This is a genomic window from Gilliamella sp. Imp1-1 (genome assembly GCF_001690415.1).
GTDB lineage: Bacteria > Pseudomonadota > Gammaproteobacteria > Enterobacterales > Orbaceae > Gilliamella > Gilliamella bombi.
This window is the reverse complement of sequence record NZ_LZHK01000064.1, coordinates 1-21,454: the sequence shown is the minus strand read 5'-3', so window position 1 is coordinate 21,454 and position 21,454 is coordinate 1. Positions and strand designations below refer to the sequence as shown.

Here is a 21,454-nt window from a genome sequence, read left to right as displayed (position 1 = left end):
ATAAACGACTAAGAGAGCCACAATGAAAAAAAGCACACTTACTATAGGAATAATTGCTGTATTAGGTATGGCTTATGCAGGTACATCATGGTACAGCGGTAATATGATTGAAGAGCATATTGATGACCAATTAGCACTAATCATAAACAAAGTTAACCTGTCCCAAGATCTTTTCACATTTTCTGTTACTAAAAACCATTATGACAAGGGTGTTTTTTCAACAAAAGTACATTTAACAGTGGCCGTATCACCACGTGAATCGACTATTCAAGGTAATTATCCAAAAACCTTATTTGATGACGATGTCACTATCCATCATGGTCCTTTTCCTATTGCTGCGCTTGCAAAAGGGACTTTTTCCCCACAATTGGCTTGGTTACAATATGAAATGAGTCAACAAGCAAATCCAACACTTTGGAAACTAGCGGGCAATCGACCGTTTATTAGTGGACATACAAGCGTGAGTTATGACGAATATATTACCGTTAATCTAGCAAGCAAAGCGATTAAAATGACCCAAGCCGAAATCCCTGCCATTGATGATAGTATCTTGGATATTAGCCATGGCAGCTATACATTTAGTTGCTATGCCGATGGTTCTGACGGCAAGGCTAAAGTGCATCTGGATAAATTGTTTTTTCTTTCTGACGGTAATAATTTTAACTTTGATGACATTAATATGTCATTAAGACCACTTAACACCATTGAAGACTTCGATTATGAATTTAACATCAGAAAGGTTAAATACAGTTTTGATAGCTATCTTTCAAAAGGGAATTTTAATATTGACAACTTAAAATCAAAAGGTCGTGCTAACTACAAAAATCGAAATATTGATGAGCAAAGCAGTATTGATAAAATTACATTAAATTTCAAATCATCCACACCGAAAAACGAATCAGTGATTATTGACAAAATTGTGATGAGTCAAAAAAATATCTTAAATGACAGCAATAATACAATTGAAGGTTCGCTTGTAAGTCGTATTGGTTCGATTATTTATGGTCAACAAAATCTAGGTAGTGGATCATTTGATATCAACTTCAAAGGGGTTGGTAGACAATTTTTCGATCCTCACTTTGAAACAACTGATCCTGACATAAGTGAGAGCGACAAACACAATATTGAATTTTCGTTAAATAAATTGAATTGGCACAATGCTAGTGGCGACATTAATGTTAACTTATTGTTTAATATATCAGAAATAAATAGCTCAAATACTGATGTAGAAAACTATGACAAAATAAATACACTTAAATTCAATCTCGAAGCTCCGTTTGATGTTTTAGCTAGTTTGTCCGCACAAATCCAAAACCCTAACACTAAGCAAGTTACATCAGAACAAATTGCAAAAGAAAGCGCTGTAATAAAAACCAATGCCAAAATGTTTTTTAGTAGATCACCATTTTTTATCTTTAATAAAGATCAAACAGAAGGTATCTATTCTAATGTGGAGTATACAAAAGGCAATCAAAGCGTAAAGGTAAATGGACAATTACTAGATAAAAAAGATTTTTTTGGAAATTTCTAATTTATTTTAGCGACACTAAAAAAATTATAAAATGTTTCAATGATATTGGTTAATTTGGCGATTATTTTAGATTCAAGCGTAGTAGTTAACAATATATGCACCATAATATGCTAGGGTACTTATTTAAACTTGTATAGGTGCATTTTACAAAAAATCAAAAAACTATCGCCTAGAAAGCTCAAATCGATTAAAATTATAACAACCAGGATTACAATTAATTTATCACTTTGAATATATTAAAAGTTTGCTGGTTGATTTTATAAATCATCAGGAATGATAATTTAAAATATAATAAATAACTAAGAGAACTATAATGAAAAAAACCACACTTGCTATAGGAATATTTGCTGTATTAGGGGTTGCTTACGTAGGCACTGCATGGCATACAGGCAACATGATCGAAAATAACATCGATAATGAATTGGTACAAATTACAAACAAAATTAATCAAACTCAAAACGATTTCACGTTTAATATTATAAAAAGTAATTATGAAAAGAATATCTTTTCAACTAAATTGCATTTAACTATTACAGCATCACTCCAAAATGCTACAGGCGACGATGCTCAACCAAAAACTTTATTTTCTGATGATGTTACTATTCATCATGGTCCATTTCCTATCGCTGCACTCGCCAAAGGAAGTTTTGCGCCTAAAATGGCTTGGTTAGAATATGAAATGAGCGAACAAACTAATCCGACACTTTGGAAGCTAGCGGGCAATCAGCCTTTTATTACAGGACATGCAGGTATAAGTTATGGTGAATATATCACCGTTAAACTAGCAAGCAAAGCAATAAAAGTTACCCAAAATGAAGTTCCATTCTTTCCAAGAATTGATAGTGCATTAGAACTTGGTGAAGGCAAGTACTCCTTTGGTAGTTATACTACTGGCTCTGACATATCAACTAAAATTGAAATTGATAAAATTTTATTAACCTACCCTGCATCATTTAATTCAAAACCAGTTTCGGTTGTTATTAATAAATTCGTTATGGACGAAAAAAATGTCCTAAATGACGTCACCAATACTGTCGATGGATCATTTTCAAGTAGTGTAGATTCAATTATTTATGGACAACAAAATCTAGGTTATGGCTCGATAGATATTGATTTTAAGGGACTTGATAAGCATCTATTCACTAATCAATTGGGAATAGGTTATCCTGACTCAGATGATACAGAACAAAAGCATTATATTAATTTTTCGTTAAATAAATTGAATTGGCACAATCCTGCAGGCGATATTAATCTTAACCTAATTTTCAGTATGTCTGATGTAGATAGTACAGCTATTGATGAAGCTGATTACGATAAAATTGACTCACTAAAATTAAAACTTGAAGCACCATTTGATGTATTAGCGTATACGTCCGCACAGTTCGAAAACCCTAACTCTAACACGGTAACACCAGAACAAATTGCTAAAGCAAATCAAAACCTACAAATGATGTCCGCATTTTTCATTAGTAGCTCTCAATATTTTACTTCAAGCAATGGTAAAACCAAAGGTATCTATTCTGATATAAGCCTAACCAAAGATAGTGATGAAGTTAACGTAAATGGTAAAAAAGTAACAAAAGAAGAATTCTTTGAACAATTATAATTAGCTAATTTATTATTCAAATTAACCTATTTAGTTCCGCCACTAATTTTGGCGGAATTTTATTATTTTTAACTTAAGCAAAAAAATTTATGAATACAAATTCATCATCCACAACAGAAAACCAATTTAAACGAACCATGAAAACCCGTCATTTAATTATGTTGTCACTGGGTGGCGTTATTGGCACAGGTTTATTTTTTAATACTGGTTATATTATTGCTACTTCTGGGGCTATTGGCGCTATTATTGCTTATTTAATTGGTGCATTAGTTGTTTATTTAGTGATGTTGTGCCTAGGCGAACTGGCTGTCGCTATGCCTGAAACAGGTGCATTTCACACTTATGCTTCTCGCTTTATTAGTCCTGGCACTGGTTATACCGTTGCTTGGCTGTATTGGTTAACTTGGACAGTGGCACTTGGTTCAAGTCTAACCGCAGCTGGCTTATGTATGCAGTATTGGTTCCCTACTGTTTCGGTCTGGATTTGGTGTTTAATTTTTTGTATCGTAATCTTTGCATTAAACATTATAACCGCTCAATTCTTTGCCGAAAGTGAATTTTGGTTTTCAATCATTAAAGTCATCACTATTATTATTTTTATTGTTGCTGGAGCTGCTGCTATCTTTGGTTTTGTTCCTATGAAAAATGACATGCCAGCACCTTTTTTACACAATATTACCGATAATGGCTGGTTTCCTAATGGTATAACACCAATTATCATGACGATGGTTTCAGTTAATTTTGCCTTTTCTGGTACCGAGTTAATTGGTATTGCTGCGGGCGAAACCCATAATCCTGAAAAATCGATTCCACTTGCCATTAAAACAACTATTTTAAGATTGATTCTCTTTTTTATTGGAACAATTATAGTGTTAGCTGCTCTACTACCTATGGATCAAGCTGGCGTTATTACTAGTCCATTTGTAATGGTATTTGAAAATATCGGTATTCCATATGCTGCAGATATATTTAATTTTGTCATTTTAACTGCTATTTTATCAGCCGCTAATTCAGGACTTTATGCCTCTGGGCGTATGATGTGGTCGTTGTCTAATCAAGGTACACTACCAAAGTGCTTTGCTAAATTAACCAATAAAGGTATTCCAATGATCGCTATTGCAGTAAGTATGCTTGGTGGATTGTTAGCGTTATTTTCAAGCGTGATAGCTCCTGATACTGTATTTGTAGCATTAACCGCTATTTCTGGTTTCGCCGTGGTAGCAGTTTGGTTAAGTATTTGCGCTTCACATTACTTTTTTAGAAAGCAACTATCAGAAACTCAAAAAAACACCTTAAAATATAAAGCACCATTTTACCCTTTTGTGCCAATTTTAGGGTTTATTTTGTGCTTGATTGCTTGCATTGGTTTAGCATTCGATCCAGAACAACGCATTGCGCTTTATTGCGGTATTCCTTTTGTAATTGTCTGTTTTATTGCGCATCACTTTACCCAATCTTATCAAAAACGAGCAGTAAAAAATGACAAGTTATAATCCAATTTGTGCACTATTCAAACAAAAAAATTACATTATTATTGATGGTGCACTAGCAAGCGAACTACAACGCCGTGGATGCGATCTTAATGATAGTCTATGGTCGGCAAAAGTATTAATTAAAAAACCCGAACTGATCTATCAAGTTCATTATGACTATTTTAAAGCTGGCGCCGATTGCGCTATCACCGCCAGCTATCAAGCTACACCAGTAGGGTTTGAAAAAAAAGAAATTACGTTTGATGAATCTATCAAATTAATAAAAAAAAGCGTTGAACTCGCACAGCAAGCTAAACAGCAGTATTTGAATGAAACAAAGCAAAATAAAACTTTACTGATTGCTGGGTCAGTTGGTCCCTATGGAGCATATCTTGCAAATGGGGCAGAATATACTGGCGACTATCAACTAACTGAAGCTGAATTTATTGATTTTCACCGTGATCGCATTCAAGCCTTAATAGATGCCCAAGTTGATATCCTTGCTTGTGAAACGTTACCTTCTTTTGCTGAAATTAAAGCGTTAGTTAAATTGATACAGCAGTTTCCAACTATCAATGCATGGTTTTCGTTTACATTAAAAGATGCCCAACATCTTAGCGATGGCACATCATTATCACAAGTAATAGATTATTTAAACAACTTCGAGCAAATTGTAAGCCTTGGTATTAACTGCATTGCGTTAGAAAGTGTTACTCCAGCATTAGAAGTGCTAAATAAGCTTACAACCAAACCATTAATTGTTTATCCAAATTCAGGTGAACAATATGATCCAATAACAAAACAGTGGCACAAGAACCATCAACATGATTGCACCTTCAAAAATCAACTACCAATCTGGACAAAATTAGGTGCAAAATTAATTGGCGGTTGCTGCCAAACAACACCGAATGATATTAAAGAGATTGTGAGATTATTAAAGGATTATTAATTTTATTGTGATTGGATTTTGAGCATGAAGATCTATTGTAGTTTTGCGATAATATCTTAAACGGCTTCAAATCCAATCAAATTAAACCAACAAAACCATCAGTTAAACACTTGATTTTATTTTCTTCTATCAAGTTAAAGCCTGATAGTCCAGTCAATAATTCCCTAGTACAATGAAAAGCTACTGAACAATTAATAATTAAATTTAATTCATTTGATTATAAATCGCAATTAATAGCACTACAAATAAGTGCAATGTTCCATCCTAAATTTTTACTATCTATCACTTGAAGGAAGCAATTAACTTTTCTAAAATAAACCGACTCGTTTCACTTTTCTTGTTTTGGATAAATAAATATGTCCATTTTTTAATAAATTACCGTATTAAGCAATTCATAAATAAATGAATACACAAATTTAATTGTAAGATCAGATTAAATAATATTTAATTGAATAATATGATTAAAAAGGCAGCTATATTAAAAAGCCGCCTTAAAGATTATAGACAAAATTAAATTTGCTTAGCGATTAAAAATTGACCTCAGTACCTACAAAGTATCGTCTACCTTCTAAGGTTTTACCAAAATCATCGTTAGTTACATTTTTATCAAATAGATTATAAACACCGGCATAAACCTTAGCTTGTTTATGTATTTGATAAGATGCACCGATGTCCCAGAAAGTATAACCAGGATATTCAACTTTTGTGCCATCACGGTTATTAGACGATTCCATGCCATAATAGGCCATTTTTGTCCATAAATCCCATTGTTGGGTGACATACCAATCTAATTGAGTATTGAATTTTTGTTTAGGGGTTCGATTTAAAGATCGTCCTTTAAATTGCCCACTTTTTTGTTCTGTTTTTGTCCAAGAATAGTTAGATGTTAATAGGAAATCAGTAAATAAAGGCGTTTTAAATGAAAATTCAAAACCTTTAAGATCAGCTTTGCCAACATTTTCACGGCCTTGTATAAAGTCAAACTTTTTACTATAACCATTCAACAAGCACTTGCTTCCTTTTTTACGATTACAAATATAATATGATTGAATTTTGTCTTTATATTTTGTGTAAAATGCAGTTGCAGAGGCATCAATACCATAATCATTGGTATAACCTATACCAATTTCGAAATTATTTGTTTTTTCTGGTTTTAAATCTGGATTTCCAATGATTACACCATCAGAATATCCACCACCAGTAACTTGCCCCCAATCTGTCACCACATAACGTAATTGTGGTGTAGCATAACCAGTAGAATAACCGCCTTTTAACGTAAAGTTATCATCAATATTCCACACACTGTAAACTCTTGGGTTCCAGTTGCTACCATAATTTTCATCTTTGTTATAACGTAATCCTAATGTTAAACTCCAATTTTCTAAAATACGTAACTCATCTTCTCCAAATAACGCATAATTCCAACGATCAATTTTAGATAATGTCGTTTTTAGTTGATTTCCTTCGTCATGCAACTCTTGATAATTATATTTTCCGCCTAAAGTCAGCATGTTAATACTAAAAGGAATAGTAACACGTGTATCTACATCCGTATTGCGAATTTTCATGTTCCTTTTTGGGTTATTATTTCCTTCATAAGAGACAAATGAAGTTGTAGAAACATCACCAAACAAACCATTATGTGTTAAAGCAAACGTATTTCGTCTATTATCTCTATTAAAATCACTTCTAGATTTATCTCTTGTTTTTCCTGCAGTTGCATTACTATTTTGTAAAGCTCGTCCAAAATCGAGATCAAATTTTTGTGTGTCTGTAGCATTTAAAGACAATTTACCATTTAAACTACGTAATTTTTGTCCTGCATGACCAGCAAGAAATTTATCTTCATGACGATTTGAATACTGCCCATAAAGTTGTATACCTAAAACGTCATCAATAATCGGTCCCATGGTCGAAAAACTGCCAGTATATGTATCTTTTTCTTTTGAACGATAAGGAATAACCGATTCTAAACGTATACCACTTTGCCATTTATTTGACACTTTTTTGGTAATAATATTAACAACCCCTCCCATCGCATCAGAACCATATAATGACGACATAGGGCCTCGCACAACCTCAATACGTTCAATTGCTGTTAATGGTGGTAACCATCCTTGTTCAAATCCTGAATTATCACTATTTGGTCTTGTTTCGCGGGTACTAACCTTTTTGCCATCTACTAGTATTAGGGTATATTTGGCATCCATGCCTCGAATACTAATATCAGTAGAATCACCACCACCAGTAATATTTACTCCAGGAATATCCTTCAACGCATCTGTGACATCACGATAAGGTTTTTTTTCAATTTCTTCTGGTGTAATTACCGAAATGGTAGCCGGTGCTTCTTTGACTTGTTGAGAAAACCCCGATGCAGTAACAACCATGGTGTCAGTATCTGAATTGCTAGCTGCTATAGCAGCTGTAGATAATGACAACAAAATACTAGTATTAATGACATTTGTAGCCAATTTAATCTTCTTTTTTGCTTTCATTGTTATAACCCTATTATTTATAATGACATTTATAGATTTATAAGATATATGAAGACTACACTATATGAGAATGATTATCAATATCTTTAAAAAATTATTTATAGCTAGACAAATCCTTTTTGTTAAATGATAATAATTATCATTTATATAAACACAGGAAAATTGAGATGAATAAAAAGAAAAAGATATTTTTAAGTAGTATTGCATCGATTATATTAAGTTTAACTGGTTGCCAATCAACGACAACAATGAGTGTAACTGCCAACAACCAAACGGTACAAGTTCCTAAGTTGCCCGAAAAAGTTGTTGTCATGAACTATGGGGCATTAGATACTTTAGAGGCGCTAGGTAAAGGTTCGATAGTTGTTGCAACTCCACTATCAGTTATCCCTTCTTATTTGCAACAATTTAACAAAAAATCAATTACCGATACAGGCAATATGAAAGAACCCAATATTGATGCAATCAGACAAGTTAAGCCAGATTTAATTATTATTGATGGCCGTCAAGCTAGTAAAACTGAAGATCTATCTAAAATTGCACCAGTCATTAATTTAAGTGTGAACGCCCAAAATTATGTTGAATCAACAAAAAACCATATCCATCTACTGGCAAATATTACAGGCACAGAAAGTAAAGCTGATAATATTATTCAGTCATTAGATGAAAAAATTCAACATGCCCGAGCAGTAGCCGAAGCTAGTTCTAAAAAAGCTATTGTTGCTATTCATAATGATGGAAAGATGATTCTTATCAATTCAAGCTCAAGCGCAGCATTGATTCACGATGTACTAGATGTTAAACGAGCGGTACCACTCACCGTTATGCCCGCAAATAACTTAATAGGCAAACCAAAACCAATTTTTATTGATGATAATTACATTAAATCAGTCAAACCTGATATTATTTTTGTTGTTGATCGTAGCAAAGCAATCGGCAATCAAGGTATGGCTGAGCACTTTTTTTCACAAAAAGTATTAAACAAAAGCAAAGCACAGGTTGTTTATTTAACCCCTGATCTTTGGTATCTATCAGGTGGTGGTGCTGAAAGCATAAATCGTCAAATAGACGAAGTCACTAATGCATTAAGATAATATAACTTGATTGTTAACTTTCTTTTTTAAATAGCCTTTATTGTCAATAAAGGCTTTATTTTATACTGATAAATATCAGAGAAATACTCAATAAATAATTTTTTTTTTATTCAAACGAACTACTTTCCGAGTTATTACTAATACTTAATAGATAAGCCAAAACATTGTTAATGTAAATTTGAAATTAGAAAATCGGTATATCAACTATGATGAAATGTGATAAAATGCCATCTTTATTTTGATTTGTAAACGATAATTAACAAATATAGTTTATTGAATTCTCAAACAATACCTCTTTAATATAACACACTATTATAAATACTATGAATATGTTACCTCCTACAATTGGATTTGTGAGCCTTGGCTGTCCTAAAAATTTAGTTGACTCTGAACGAATTTTAACCGAACTACGTACGCAAGGTTATCAAGTCGTACCTAGCTATGATAATGCCGATCTTGTCATTGTAAACACTTGTGGATTTATTGACAGTGCAGTACAAGAATCTTTAGAAGCAATCGGCGAAGCTCTTAATGAAAACGGCAAAGTCATTGTAACCGGATGCCTTGGTGCCAAAGAAGATCAAATTAGGACTGTACACCCAAAAGTACTTGAAATATCTGGCCCACACAGCTATGAAGCAGTACTAAATCATGTTAATAAATATGCACCAAAACCTGCTTATAATCCATTTACCAGTCTAATTCCCCAACAAGGTATAAAACTAACACCAAAACATTTTGCTTACCTAAAAATTTCTGAAGGTTGTAACCATAGTTGTACATTTTGCATTATTCCATCATTACGAGGTAAAATGATTAGTCGCCCTATTGGTAACGTACTTGATGAAGCAAAACGACTAGCCGACAGTGGTGTTAAGGAATTATTAGTTATTGCACAAGACACTTCAGCTTACGGCGTTGATATCAAAAACAGGACCAGTTTCTGGAATGGAATGCCATTAAAAACTGATATTCAAACGCTTTGCGAACAATTATCAAGTTTGGGAATTTGGGTCAGATTGCATTATATGTATCCTTATCCAAGTGTCGATAATCTAATTCCATTAATGGCAGATGGTAAAATCTTGCCTTATTTGGATGTACCATTACAACACGCAAGTCCAACAATTTTAAAATCAATGAAACGGCCTGGAACCATTGAAAGAACCTTAGAACGTATCCATAAATGGAGAGAAATCTGTCCTGATATCACGTTACGTTCAACCTTTATTGTTGGTTATCCCGGCGAAACAGAACAAGATTTTGAATTACTGCTCAACTTTTTGTCGCAAGCACAGCTAGATCGTGTTGGCTGTTTTCCATACAGCCCCATAGAAGGCGCTGAAGCCAATAAACTTGCTAATCAAATTCCAGAAACAATTAAACAAGAACGTTTTGATCGCTTTATGCAATTACAGCAAAAAATCTCAACGCAAAAATTACAAGCAAAAATTGGCAAAACATTAGATGTTATTGTTGACGAAATTGATGAAGAAGGTACAATAGGTCGTAGCATGGCTGACGCCCCAGAAATTGATGGCGTTGTTTATCTAAACGAAGAAAACCAAGTTAATGTAGGTGATATTGTTCAGGTTAACATTGAGCATTCCGATGAGTACGATCTATGGGGAACGGTTAAACGTTAATTAACACCATGAAACAACATTATAAACACGAAGTAAAAAATCTGGTTAAATTGGCAGTTCCAGTGCTTATCGCGCAAATATCACAAACTGCGATCACCTTTGTTGATACCATTATGGCAGGCAATTATAGTAAAACGGCACTTTCTGGAGTTGCCATTGCTGTCTCGATATGGTTACCTACCATCTTATTTGGACAAGGTTTACTCACCGTTTTAACACCAATTATTTCAAATCTAAATGGTGCAGCTAAACGAAACCTAGTTGCCGATCATACCCGCCAAGGCGTTGTCATCGCATTGGTATTATCAATGCTTATGATGTTACTTCTATATCATTCCGACCTAATAATAAACTTAAGAAGCTCGAACGATCACCCTATTGATCCAGAAATGATGGACGTGGCAGTCAAATTTTTACGTGCCATAATGTGGGGTGTACCAGCTTTCTTGCTATTTTTAGTTTACCGCAATCAATGTGAGGGATTATCCAATACCAAACCAGCGATGGTCATCATCTTTATTGCACTAATCACCAACATCCCTATCAACTACATATTAATCTATGGCAAATTAGGCTTACCTGCTTTTGGTGGTGTAGGATGTGGAATCACTGCCTCAATAATATTTTGGTTAATGTTTATATTAATACGCTTATATACACTCACTAGCACAAACCAACGCGACATTCGCCTAACACCAATCACCAAACTAATTGATTTTGCTATAATCAAAAAAATTGTTGTGCTTGGTACTCCTCTTGCACTTGCTTACTTTTTTGAAATGAGCTTATTTGCTGTGATTGCATTATTAATTGCCCCATTAGGTCAAATAACCGTTGCTGCACATCAAATTATATTCACCATCAGCAGTTTAACCTTTGCTATTCCATTATCGCTAGGAGTTGCAACCAGTATTCGTGTTGGCTATTTACTAGGCAAAAGAAAAACAGTTTTAGCCAAACAAACTTCTTACATTAGTTTAGCCATATCCTTAGTAATCGCCATTATAGTTGCACTAATTTTAGTTATTTTTAGTTCACAAATCATCACCATATTTACACAAGAAAATGCTGTAATTGCTATTTGTATGCAACTTATTATTTTACTCGCTATTTATCAAACGTCTGACTATTTACAAGTAGTAGCTAGTAATGTGCTTCGAGGTTATAAAGACACTAAAAGTATCTTTTTTATTACTCTACTTTCTTATTGGGTAGTCGGATTGCCTGTTGGTTATGTTCTAGGATTAACCGACCTAATCATTCAGCCAATTGGCGCAGCTGGCTTTTGGATAGGAATTATTTCTGGACTTGCTGTGGCAGCATTTCTATTAATAGCTAGGATGATCTATATTCAAAAACAACCCGTTGAAGCTATTTTAGTACGTGCATCAAGATAAAGTTATTTATTTAAGACATTCAACAAAATAAAAAAGATTAACCTTATTTTATTAATAACAACTTATTGGTTGTTCAATAACTAAAAATAAATAAGTTGATCTTTCAATAATTATGGACAAGTAGCCATCCTATCGAAGTCCTAGCTTTAATCCATAATGGTAAGCCAGCCCTAGACATAGGAAACTTCTTTACTTTCTTTTTCGTTGATACTAACACCTATAATTAAAATATTGGATATTTTTTTATCAAAAACTATTTTCAAATAGTTGAATAAATCTATAATCCTTGAAATCAAAAATTGATATAATAAATACAGTTACTATGATAAAAAAAGAAAATATACTTTCACACGGAGTGTGTCTTTGCCTTTCGATCTTATTTATTAAGCTTTCCACAAAGATTTGATCGCATATTCCTAACTTACTTTTCTCTTATCTTTTTAGCTCGACTTACTTTTTTCGAATTTTTTTTGCATTTGGTTTGTAATAGCTGCTATCTATTTTCCTATTGAATTTTATTATGGTCCACCTAATGTTGCCGTAATTAGTGCTATTGCTGAAACAGATTTTGATGAAATAACGGAATTCTGTTCACAGCTATCAGTTTATTTTTATTTTGCTCCTCTAATCTTAGCATTAATTTTTATTATATTATTTAAAAGATTTTCATTTCCAAAAACTAACAATTTCTATTTACTTATTTTTGTATTAGGGCTATGTTTTTATAGACCAATTAAAGCTGTAATAAAATATAATCCAAATTTTTTCAATACAATATCAACTACTTTATTGAATAACTTAAAGTATCCTATTTTTGAGTTTTCTCTCTCATTTTACGATAGTGCAAAACTTTATTTTCAAGAAAAAAAGAACTATATTATTATTGGCGAAAGTGTTCGCAAAGACTATATGAGCGCTTATGGTTTTAAATATGACAATACACCTTTTACCCGTATTCATGCTAGCATTATTTGGGATGGATTAATAGCGTCAGCACCAAATACCCAATCATCAATTCAACATTTAATTAGCCAATCAATCTTTTTAGACGACAAAAAAGTAAATGCACAACTAAATAATAATATTGTTAGCATTGCTAATGATGCAGGATTTGAAACTTATTGGTTATCAAATCAAGGTAAATTAGGCACAATTGAAATTACGGTACCACGCATTGCCTCTTATGCACAACATTCATTTTACACTAAAAAGGCGAATATAATGGTAAATCATCGAAAGGAAAGCATGATACTTTATTATTACCCGAATTAGATAATATTTTATCGACAAAAAATAGCAAACCAAAGCTTATTGTTATTCACCTAATCGGTTCACACTCTAACTCTTGTAAACGATTAGAATTTAATGTGCAGTTTGATCTGAATAATAAAAATATATCATGTTATGTTAGTAGTATTAAAGAAACAGATGATCTTATTGCACAAACTATCAATATACTAAAAAAATATGATCAAGATTATTCAGTGGTTTACTTTGCAGATCATGAACTTGCGCATGCAGATCAACATAATGACTTAAGACACAATTCAGAATATCAAGATAGTTATCGTGTCCCATTTATCTTTTTTGATTCAGATAAATCACTCCAACAAAAAATCAATAAACAAGTATCGGGATTTCAACTAGTTTATTTATTGAGTAACTGGATGGGAGTAAAATTAGATGTAAACCATAATTATATGGAAAACGAACTTTCTCAGATATCAGAACAACAAAACATCGAAGTTAAAGACTGGGATAACAATACATTATATCAATTTGATAAACTAAAGAAAGATCCTAATCCCTATTAGGTTTATACTCATAGACAGATATAAAATGCCATCATTAGATCAGATGGCATTTTATTAGTAATTATTCCATTATTATTTTAATAAACTATTTGCCTGAGCTATTACATTTTCAACAGTAAATCCAAATGTTTTAAATAGTTGATCAGCTGGACCCGACTCACCAAAGCTTGTCATGCCAACGACTTTGCCGTTAAGACCAACATATTTATACCAGTAATCACTAATACCTGCTTCAATAACTATACGAGCAGTCACTGACGATGGCAATACTGACTCTCTATAAGTGCTATCTTGTTTATCAAACGCATCAGTTGACGGCATTGACACAACTCGTACTTTTTTGCCTGCTTTTGTGAGTTGATGATAAGCTTCAACGGCAAGTTCCACTTCTGAACCAGTAGCAATAATTATTAGCTCAGGTGTACCAGTGCAATCATTTAAGATATAACCGCCTCGATAAACATTGGTTAATTGTTCAGCAGTACGTTCTTGTTGTTTTAAATTTTGTCTTGAGAAGATTAATGCAGTTGGACCATCTTTGCGCTCAATACCATACTGCCAAGCAATAGCTGATTCCACTTGGTCACATGGGCGCCAAGTACTCACATTTGGCGTAACGCGTAAGCTTGCCATTTGTTCAACAGGTTGATGCGTTGGTCCATCTTCACCCAAGCCAATTGAATCATGAGTATAGACAAATAAAGCACGAATTTTCATTAATGCCGCCATTCGAATAGCATTACGTGCATATTCCATAAACATTAAGAATGTTGCACCATAAGGTATAAATCCACCATGTAACGCAATACCATTCATAATAGCGGACATACCAAATTCACGCACACCATAATGGATATAATTACCATTAGCATTGGCTAAAATCTCTTTAGATCCTGACCATATTGTCAAATTACTTGGTGCTAAATCAGCCGAACCACCTAAAAATTCAGGTAAAGCTGGCGCAAATGCTTCGATAGCATTTTGAGATGCTTTACGAGTAGCGATAGTTGCTGGATTTGCTTGGAGTTTATTCACTACATCGTTAGCAATTTGAGACCAATTTGCTGGTAAATCACCATTAACACGACGCTTGAATTCTTTAGCTAATTCAGGATAGGCCTTAGCATAAGCATCAAAACGAGCATTCCATTCATCTTCTATTTGTTTACCTTTTGCTTTCGCATCCCAAGCATCGTAATAATCTTTAGGAATATCAAAAGCAGGATAATTCCAACCTAATGATTTCCGAGTTGCTTCAATTTCAGTATCACCTAAAGGTGCACCATGACTTTCATGGCTACCTGCTTTATTTGGTGAGCCAAAACCAATTACCGTTTTACACATTAATAAAGATGGTTTATCGGTTACGGCTTGAGCTTGCTCGATTGCTTCTTTAAGGGCTTTGGCATCATGGCCATCAATACCACCAATAACATGCCAACCATAAGCTTCAAATCGCTTTGCGGTATCATCAGTAAACCAACCTTCTACTTCACCATCGATCGAAATACCATTATCATCATAAAATGCGATAAGTTTACCTAATTTTAGGGTACCCGCTAAAGAACACACTTCGTGCGAGATACCTTCCATCATACAACCATCCCCCATAAACACATAAGTATGGTGATCAACAATAGTATGACTTGGTTTATTAAATTGTGCCGCTAACGTTCTTTCTGCAATAGCCATACCTACAGCATTAGCAATACCTTGACCTAACGGACCCGTTGTAGTTTCAACACCAGGTACATGACCATATTCGGGATGACCTGCGGTTTTTGAATGCAACTGACGAAAGTTTTTCAAATCATCGATAGTCACGTTATAACCAGTTAAATGTAACAGGCTATAAATCAACATAGAGGCATGACCATTTGATAACACAAAACGGTCACGATCGGCCCATTTAGGATTGTTCGGATTATGTTTTAGAAAGCTACGCCAAAGTACTTCGGCCATATCCGCCATACCCATTGGCGCACCAGGATGGCCTGATTTTGCTTTTTGCACGCCATCCATGCTTAATGCCCTTATCGCATTCGCCAGTTCGCGGTGAGATAGTGTGGTTGCATTCATGTCATCATCTCCAAAAAATTTTGAGTTTAAATTTGTTAATACCTGCAAGGTTAACATCACTTGCAAAATCGTTATTTAAATTAACGAAAGAAATAGCATAAAAATGGGGAGCATACTCCCCAATTGTTTTATATGATTATAACAATGCGCCAATCATATCTTCTAATTTGCCTTGATCTACGGCAAAAGCACGAATTCCTTCGGCTAATTTTTCAACTGCCATAGCATCGCTATTATGTTGCCATCTAAATTCGGCCTCAGTCATTGGCGCAGGACGAGCAACTATGGTTTGATTTGGATTGAGCTTCTGTACAACAGGCGCATTTGATTGTTGCATTTCGGCTAATAGATTAGGCGAAATAGTTAATCTATCACAACCAGCTAATGCTAAAATCTGATCAACCTTACGAAAGCTAGCCCCCATCACAACAGTTTTATAACCGTGTTGTTTGTAATAATTAAAGATATTACGCACAGAAACTACTCCTGGATCTTCATCCGCAACATAAGGTTCGATTGATTTTTTAGCTTGATACCAATCATAGATTCGCCCCACAAAAGGCGAAATTAAAAATGCATTTACTTCGGCACAAGCTCGTGCTTGTGCAAATGAAAATAGCAAAGTTAAATTACAGTTGATCCCTTCTTTTTCTAGCACTTCAGCCGCTTTAATACCTTCCCAAGTTGAAGCAATTTTAATTAAGATACGTGACTTATCGATACCCTTTTTTTCATAAAGTGCAATAATTTTACGTGCCTTTTCAATACACCCTTGTTTATCAAAAGACAAACGGGCATCCACTTCGGTCGAAATACGACCAGGAACTGTTTTTAAAATTTCGGCGCCAATATTAACTGCAACCTGATCACACGCATTAACTAATTGTTGTTCTTTACTGCCACCAATTTTTTTCGCAGTTTCAACTGCAGAATCAATTAAATAACGATATTGAGGAAGTTGCGCTGCTTTCAAAACGAGGGAAGGATTGGTTGTTGCATCTTCGGGGGAAAACTGCTTAATAGAATCGATATCACCAGTATCGGCTACCACTACAGTTAATTTTTTAAATTCATCTAATTGACTCATACATTTTATCCTCATACAACGTTTTACTATAATGAAAGTATAATAACATTTATTCAACAATAAAACGACTTTGTCATGAGGTGGTCATTAATCTATCTTGTTGTCAAAAATCAGATAGGCTAAAAACATAAAATGTAGCCTCAGACTCTGATAATATAGAATCACTTATCCATGTTTGCTAGCTTATCCATACAAATAAAATTAATTCTGTGAATTTAATCACAAAATCAAATCAGCGTTAATTAACATAATTAATCTATGATGCAACAAAATAATTGACAACACATTATAAATGTAGAAATTACTGATTCATGATTTAATTAAGCCCAAACATATTCAACCTTACTTGCTAAATCTAAATGGCAGTTTGAACAAGAATGACATTTATAAGTTTGGCAAAACAATGGCTGATCTTGTACTATGAGCTTTATCATCCCTTTTTTAATCCAAAACCCTAACATCTGTTCAACTGCACTTTCAGGTAAACGAAAATGGCGTGCAATATCTTGCAATGGTACACGGCCTTTTAATTGTACATAATCACGAATCAACGTTATTAACATAGCAATAATCTGATAATTAAAGTTACAGAAGAAATATAAACTTTTTCTTTATTTATATTTTTACAATTTAGCTAGCCATTTATTTCCTGACAGCATGATGATTCTTTACACTGTTGTAGATTCGGTTCCGTTTGTTGGTTAAATGATGAATATCGCCCTAAAGTACGCATAAACAATAGTGCTACAACAATAAATACACTACATCCCAAAAGCCACCAACCTGCCATAGTAGAATGCCCAAGCAAAGTAAATTGATAATAAATCGTTGCTGTTAGCCATGCGATAGTAAAAGTCCAAATTGCCACAAATATCATCCATCTAAAACCAGCCTCTCGGTACACAGCTCCTAATGCAGCAGCACAAGGTGTATAAAGTAAAATGAAGATCAAATAACTCATCGCATTCGAAGACGAACCAAAAGCGCCCTTGATTTGAGAAATTGTTACCGAATTTACATCCAAATCAGACTGAAGTGAATCAATATTTTGTGAAACTGTATTAAACCCTAGTGGATCTAATACTGCATCTGATAGATCAACTAAATTCTTAAGAATCGTTGCCAACGCATCTACAATCCCTTGTGATAAATCAAATGACTTGGTTGCTTGCTCATTGTCATCGTCATCGCCCATCGAATAAAGCGAATTAAGCGTTGCAATCACCGACTCCTTAGCAAAAATACCCGTAAAAATTCCCACCGTTGCGGGCCAATTATCGTGTTTAATCCCCATTGGTGCAAATGCTGGAGTGATTGTTTGGCTAACAACAGAAAGCATAGAGTCCTGCGAACTTTCGTGTCTAAACGAACCATCACTCCCCCATGAATTAAGTACACTTAATATTGTTACCATCAATACAATGGCTTTACCTGCTTTAAAAATAAATGACTTTAAACGCTGCCAAGTCAAACTAATTAGACTACTTAAAGTCGGAATACGATACACTGGCATTTCCATAATAAACGGTGTTAATGAACCTTTTAATAGCGTAAATTTAAGTATAAATCCAGTTATCATTGCCACAACTACACCAAGCAAATATAAGGCAAACACCACTATAGAGGCATTTTTAGGAAAAAATATCACGGCGAATAAAGCATACACCGGCAATCTAGCGCCACATGACATGAAAGGAATCATACAAATTGACATAATACGATCACGAGGGCTTTCTAACGTTCGCGTTCCCATAATGGCTGGCACACCACAACCGAAACCCACTAACATTGGCACAAATGCTTTTCCCGGCAAACCAATGCAACGCATCAGCCGATCGATTACCATTGCTGCTCGCGCCAAATAACCAGAATCTTCCAAAAAAGACAAACAAAAAAACATCGCCCCAATGACAGGAATAAAAGTTGAAACCGTTTGAATACCACGACCAATCCCATTAGCCAAAATAGCCGTAAGCCAATTCGGTGCATTGATAGCATGAAGTAACTGTGTTGAGCCATCGACAAAAATAGTACCACACAGCACATCAAAAAAATCAATAAACACAGTCCCAAAATTAATCGCTAGCATAAACATGGCATACATTGCGAGTAAAAAGAACGGAATACCAGTAATACGCCCTAAGGTGATATTATCCAATATGTCTGAAAATCGACGACTAAGTTCACGTGGTTTATCAATCACTTTCTTACAAATTGTATCAATCGTATCATAACGTGCACTAGCAAGCGCCACATCAATTTCATTATCACACCATTTTGCAAGCAATGAACGGCAGTTTGCAAACCTCTCTTTTTCATTTTCGAGCAAGTTATAACGCGAATCATCTAATAATGCATCCATCAATTGCCAACGATTGAATTGATGCACAATACTATTATCTGGTAACTCACAAATACAACGATTAATCACCGCTTGCTGATCATCGCCAAGCAAATCAATCGACGGTTGAGCTACTTGTGGCGTGATTACCATGTTTTCGATTTGTTGATAAAAGCACGATAGCCCCATTTTTTGGGTTGATGATAATGCCACTACAGGGCAACCTAACAGTGTTGACAACATATCAACATTAATCTGTTCGCCCATGGCTTTAACTGCATCCATCATATTTAATACAACAATCATTGGTACTTGTAAATCAATTAATTGACAAGTTAAATACAGACTACGTTGCAAATTAGTTGCATCCATAATATTAATAATAACACTATCACTATCAGACAACACAAACTGACGTGCGATAAGCTCATCTTGTGAAACACTAAGTGGGTCAGGTTCGATCGAATATGTACCAGGCAAATCGACGACTTCATATTGTGCATTATGATAAGTAAAAACACCTGTTTTACGTTCAACTGTCACTCCAGGCCAATTTCCTACACGTTGCTTTGAGCCAGTTAATAAATTAAATAATGTTGTCTTACCACAGTTAGGGTTGCCAATTAATGCTATCTTCATTCACTTACCTCCATAACTTCAATGGCTTGTGCTTCTTTACGACGCAAGCAGAGCAAAAACCCACGCATTTTAATTTCAATCGGATCGCCAAATGGTGCAACTCGTACAGCCAGAACTTTACACCCCGGTGTAATCCCCATTGCAAGTAACTTTCGACGAAAAGGTAACGATTCGGGTAACAATCTAGTAATAACCGCCTCGTGACCTAAAGGTAACTGGTTAAGAGTAAAAAATGACATTACGCTTCCTAAAAAATGACAACAGTACTGATATAAATAATCATATAAAATTAAAAATACATATTTTAGAAAGAAATGAAGTTATTTTTAGTGTAAAAATGCGAATTATTCTCAACAAAAATAAATAAACAGTAAAAAAATCGTAAATATAACTAAACAATAAAAAATACAAACTCAAACCTTCGCTGTGTCGTGTTTCTAAATAGATAAAATAAATAATCACAATGTAAATATCTCAAACTTTGTACACACTCACGAAGAAAATTAAGCTGCCTGTTTTCGTGTTTTTAATTCATCAGGCGTCATATTATTTGATGTCTTATGTATAGGATTTACTAATATTGTTTACAGTAATTTAAGAAACTACTGTAATGATTAGTCGTAAAAAACAAAATTAACGCCTTATCACCAGCAAAGCGATATGCCGTTTATATCATAAAGAAAAAATAACGGTCACTGATTTGGCTAAACACTATTACAAAACCTATCCGAGCAAAATACTATAGGTTGATACCAAAGGTTTATCTTTACTTACAAATCAAACGAAACAGCAAACTAGAAAAATTATTTTCTAGTATTAACATGATTTTTTTGATGTTTTTACTTAAACACAGTGTTTTCCTGAAACTTTTTGACAAAAATAGGACTGTCTTTGTTTGTTAGATAAATATTTGTTTAGATAAACTGCGTGATAATCGGCATATTGTTTGGAATGGCAACACATTTTCAAACAAAAAAATTAAGGGGTAAGTGTTTTTTAAATTCAACGGGAGGCAAGTAGCCTAACGAAGAATGTAATCGTTTATGATTATACCAATAAGCATAAGCCGAAAAAGCGCGTTGTAATTCAGCCGTTGAGTTGAAACGTTGGCCTTTTACAAATTCCGTTTTAATTGTTTTAAATGTCGCTTCCGCTACCGCATTGTCATATGGACACCCTTTCTTGCTTAATGAATGCGTGATATTAAATGTCTTAAAACACGCCTCTAATAACCGATTATCAAACTCTTTGCCTCGGTCTGAATGAAATAAATCCAATTTTGATAATGGCAGTTTAATTTG

Annotated in this window: 16 protein-coding genes; 9 read left to right on the top strand and 7 right to left on the bottom strand. The window is 34.1% G+C overall.

The window, feature by feature from the left end; translation table 11 throughout:
• The first annotated feature begins 22 nt into the window (after positions 1 to 22).
• The 4 genes from A9G38_RS06260 (at position 23) to mmuM (ending at position 5,558) form a co-directional block, all read left to right on the top strand.
• Complete coding sequence (locus A9G38_RS06260) at positions 23 to 1,531, top strand: DUF945 family protein (protein ID WP_034911743.1); 1,509 nt, start codon at positions 23 to 25, stop codon at positions 1,529 to 1,531.
• Between the two features lie 313 nt (positions 1,532 to 1,844).
• A complete protein-coding gene (locus A9G38_RS06255; RefSeq protein ID WP_034911745.1) occupies positions 1,845 to 3,137 on the top strand; it encodes a DUF945 family protein in 1,293 nt (430 codons plus the stop codon).
• Positions 3,138 to 3,226: 89 nt separating this feature from the next.
• Positions 3,227 to 4,630, top strand: a complete 1,404-nt coding sequence (mmuP, locus tag A9G38_RS06250) for an S-methylmethionine permease (protein ID WP_034911748.1) — start codon at positions 3,227 to 3,229, stop codon at positions 4,628 to 4,630.
• Positions 4,617 to 5,558 carry a homocysteine S-methyltransferase gene (gene mmuM / locus A9G38_RS06245; protein ID WP_034911751.1) on the top strand — a complete coding sequence of 314 codons (942 nt, stop codon included), beginning with the start codon at positions 4,617 to 4,619 and terminating at the stop codon, positions 5,556 to 5,558. Before mmuP ends, mmuM begins: the two co-directional genes overlap by 14 nt.
• 527 nt (positions 5,559 to 6,085) lie before the next feature.
• Here mmuM and A9G38_RS06240 read toward each other — a convergent pair.
• Complete coding sequence (locus A9G38_RS06240; protein WP_034911754.1) at positions 6,086 to 8,056, bottom strand: TonB-dependent receptor domain-containing protein; 1,971 nt, start codon at positions 8,054 to 8,056, stop codon at positions 6,086 to 6,088.
• A 167-nt stretch (positions 8,057 to 8,223) separates the two neighbouring features.
• Here A9G38_RS06240 and A9G38_RS06235 point away from each other — a divergent pair, with 167 nt between their 5' ends.
• From A9G38_RS06235 to A9G38_RS06215, 5 genes are all read left to right on the top strand, one after another.
• Positions 8,224 to 9,150 (top strand): siderophore ABC transporter substrate-binding protein, encoded by a 927-nt coding sequence (locus tag A9G38_RS06235; protein ID WP_034911757.1) that lies wholly within the window; start codon positions 8,224 to 8,226, stop codon positions 9,148 to 9,150.
• A 329-nt stretch (positions 9,151 to 9,479) separates the two neighbouring features.
• Positions 9,480 to 10,796 (top strand): 30S ribosomal protein S12 methylthiotransferase RimO, encoded by a 1,317-nt coding sequence (rimO, locus tag A9G38_RS06230; protein WP_034911760.1) that lies wholly within the window; start codon positions 9,480 to 9,482, stop codon positions 10,794 to 10,796.
• Between the two features lie 8 nt (positions 10,797 to 10,804).
• Complete coding sequence (locus tag A9G38_RS06225) at positions 10,805 to 12,193, top strand: MATE family efflux transporter (RefSeq protein ID WP_034911763.1); 1,389 nt, start codon at positions 10,805 to 10,807, stop codon at positions 12,191 to 12,193.
• 789 nt (positions 12,194 to 12,982) lie between these two features.
• Entirely contained in the window at positions 12,983 to 13,465 is a 483-nt protein-coding gene (locus tag A9G38_RS06220; RefSeq protein ID WP_034911766.1) for a sulfatase-like hydrolase/transferase, read from the top strand.
• Between the two features lie 5 nt (positions 13,466 to 13,470).
• Positions 13,471 to 14,007: a sulfatase-like hydrolase/transferase gene (locus A9G38_RS06215; RefSeq protein ID WP_238552640.1), complete on the top strand. Its 537-nt coding sequence runs from the start codon at positions 13,471 to 13,473 to the stop codon at positions 14,005 to 14,007.
• A 72-nt stretch (positions 14,008 to 14,079) separates the two neighbouring features.
• On the opposite strand, the gene tkt is transcribed toward A9G38_RS06215, so the two are convergent.
• From tkt to A9G38_RS06185, 6 genes are all read right to left on the bottom strand, one after another.
• Positions 14,080 to 16,086 (bottom strand): transketolase, encoded by a 2,007-nt coding sequence (gene tkt, locus A9G38_RS06210; protein WP_034911773.1) that lies wholly within the window; start codon positions 16,084 to 16,086, stop codon positions 14,080 to 14,082.
• Between the two features lie 136 nt (positions 16,087 to 16,222).
• Positions 16,223 to 17,173 carry a transaldolase gene (gene tal, locus A9G38_RS06205; RefSeq protein WP_034911777.1) on the bottom strand — a complete coding sequence of 317 codons (951 nt, stop codon included), beginning with the start codon at positions 17,171 to 17,173 and terminating at the stop codon, positions 16,223 to 16,225.
• Positions 17,174 to 17,493: 320 nt separating this feature from the next.
• Positions 17,494 to 17,736, bottom strand: a complete 243-nt coding sequence (locus A9G38_RS06200; protein ID WP_034911780.1) for a FeoC-like transcriptional regulator — start codon at positions 17,734 to 17,736, stop codon at positions 17,494 to 17,496.
• Positions 17,737 to 17,807: 71 nt separating this feature from the next.
• The gene (feoB, locus tag A9G38_RS06195) at positions 17,808 to 20,153 is read right to left on the bottom strand and encodes a Fe(2+) transporter permease subunit FeoB (protein WP_034911783.1); all 2,346 of its coding nucleotides are present in this window, start codon (positions 20,151 to 20,153) and stop codon (positions 17,808 to 17,810) included.
• Positions 20,150 to 20,392: a FeoA family protein gene (locus A9G38_RS06190; protein WP_034911785.1), complete on the bottom strand. Its 243-nt coding sequence runs from the start codon at positions 20,390 to 20,392 to the stop codon at positions 20,150 to 20,152. The genes feoB and A9G38_RS06190 overlap by 4 nt, the downstream gene beginning before the upstream one ends.
• 726 nt (positions 20,393 to 21,118) lie before the next feature.
• On the bottom strand, positions 21,119 to 21,454 hold a 336-nt coding region (locus A9G38_RS06185; protein WP_141671741.1), incomplete at its 5' end, for an integrase core domain-containing protein.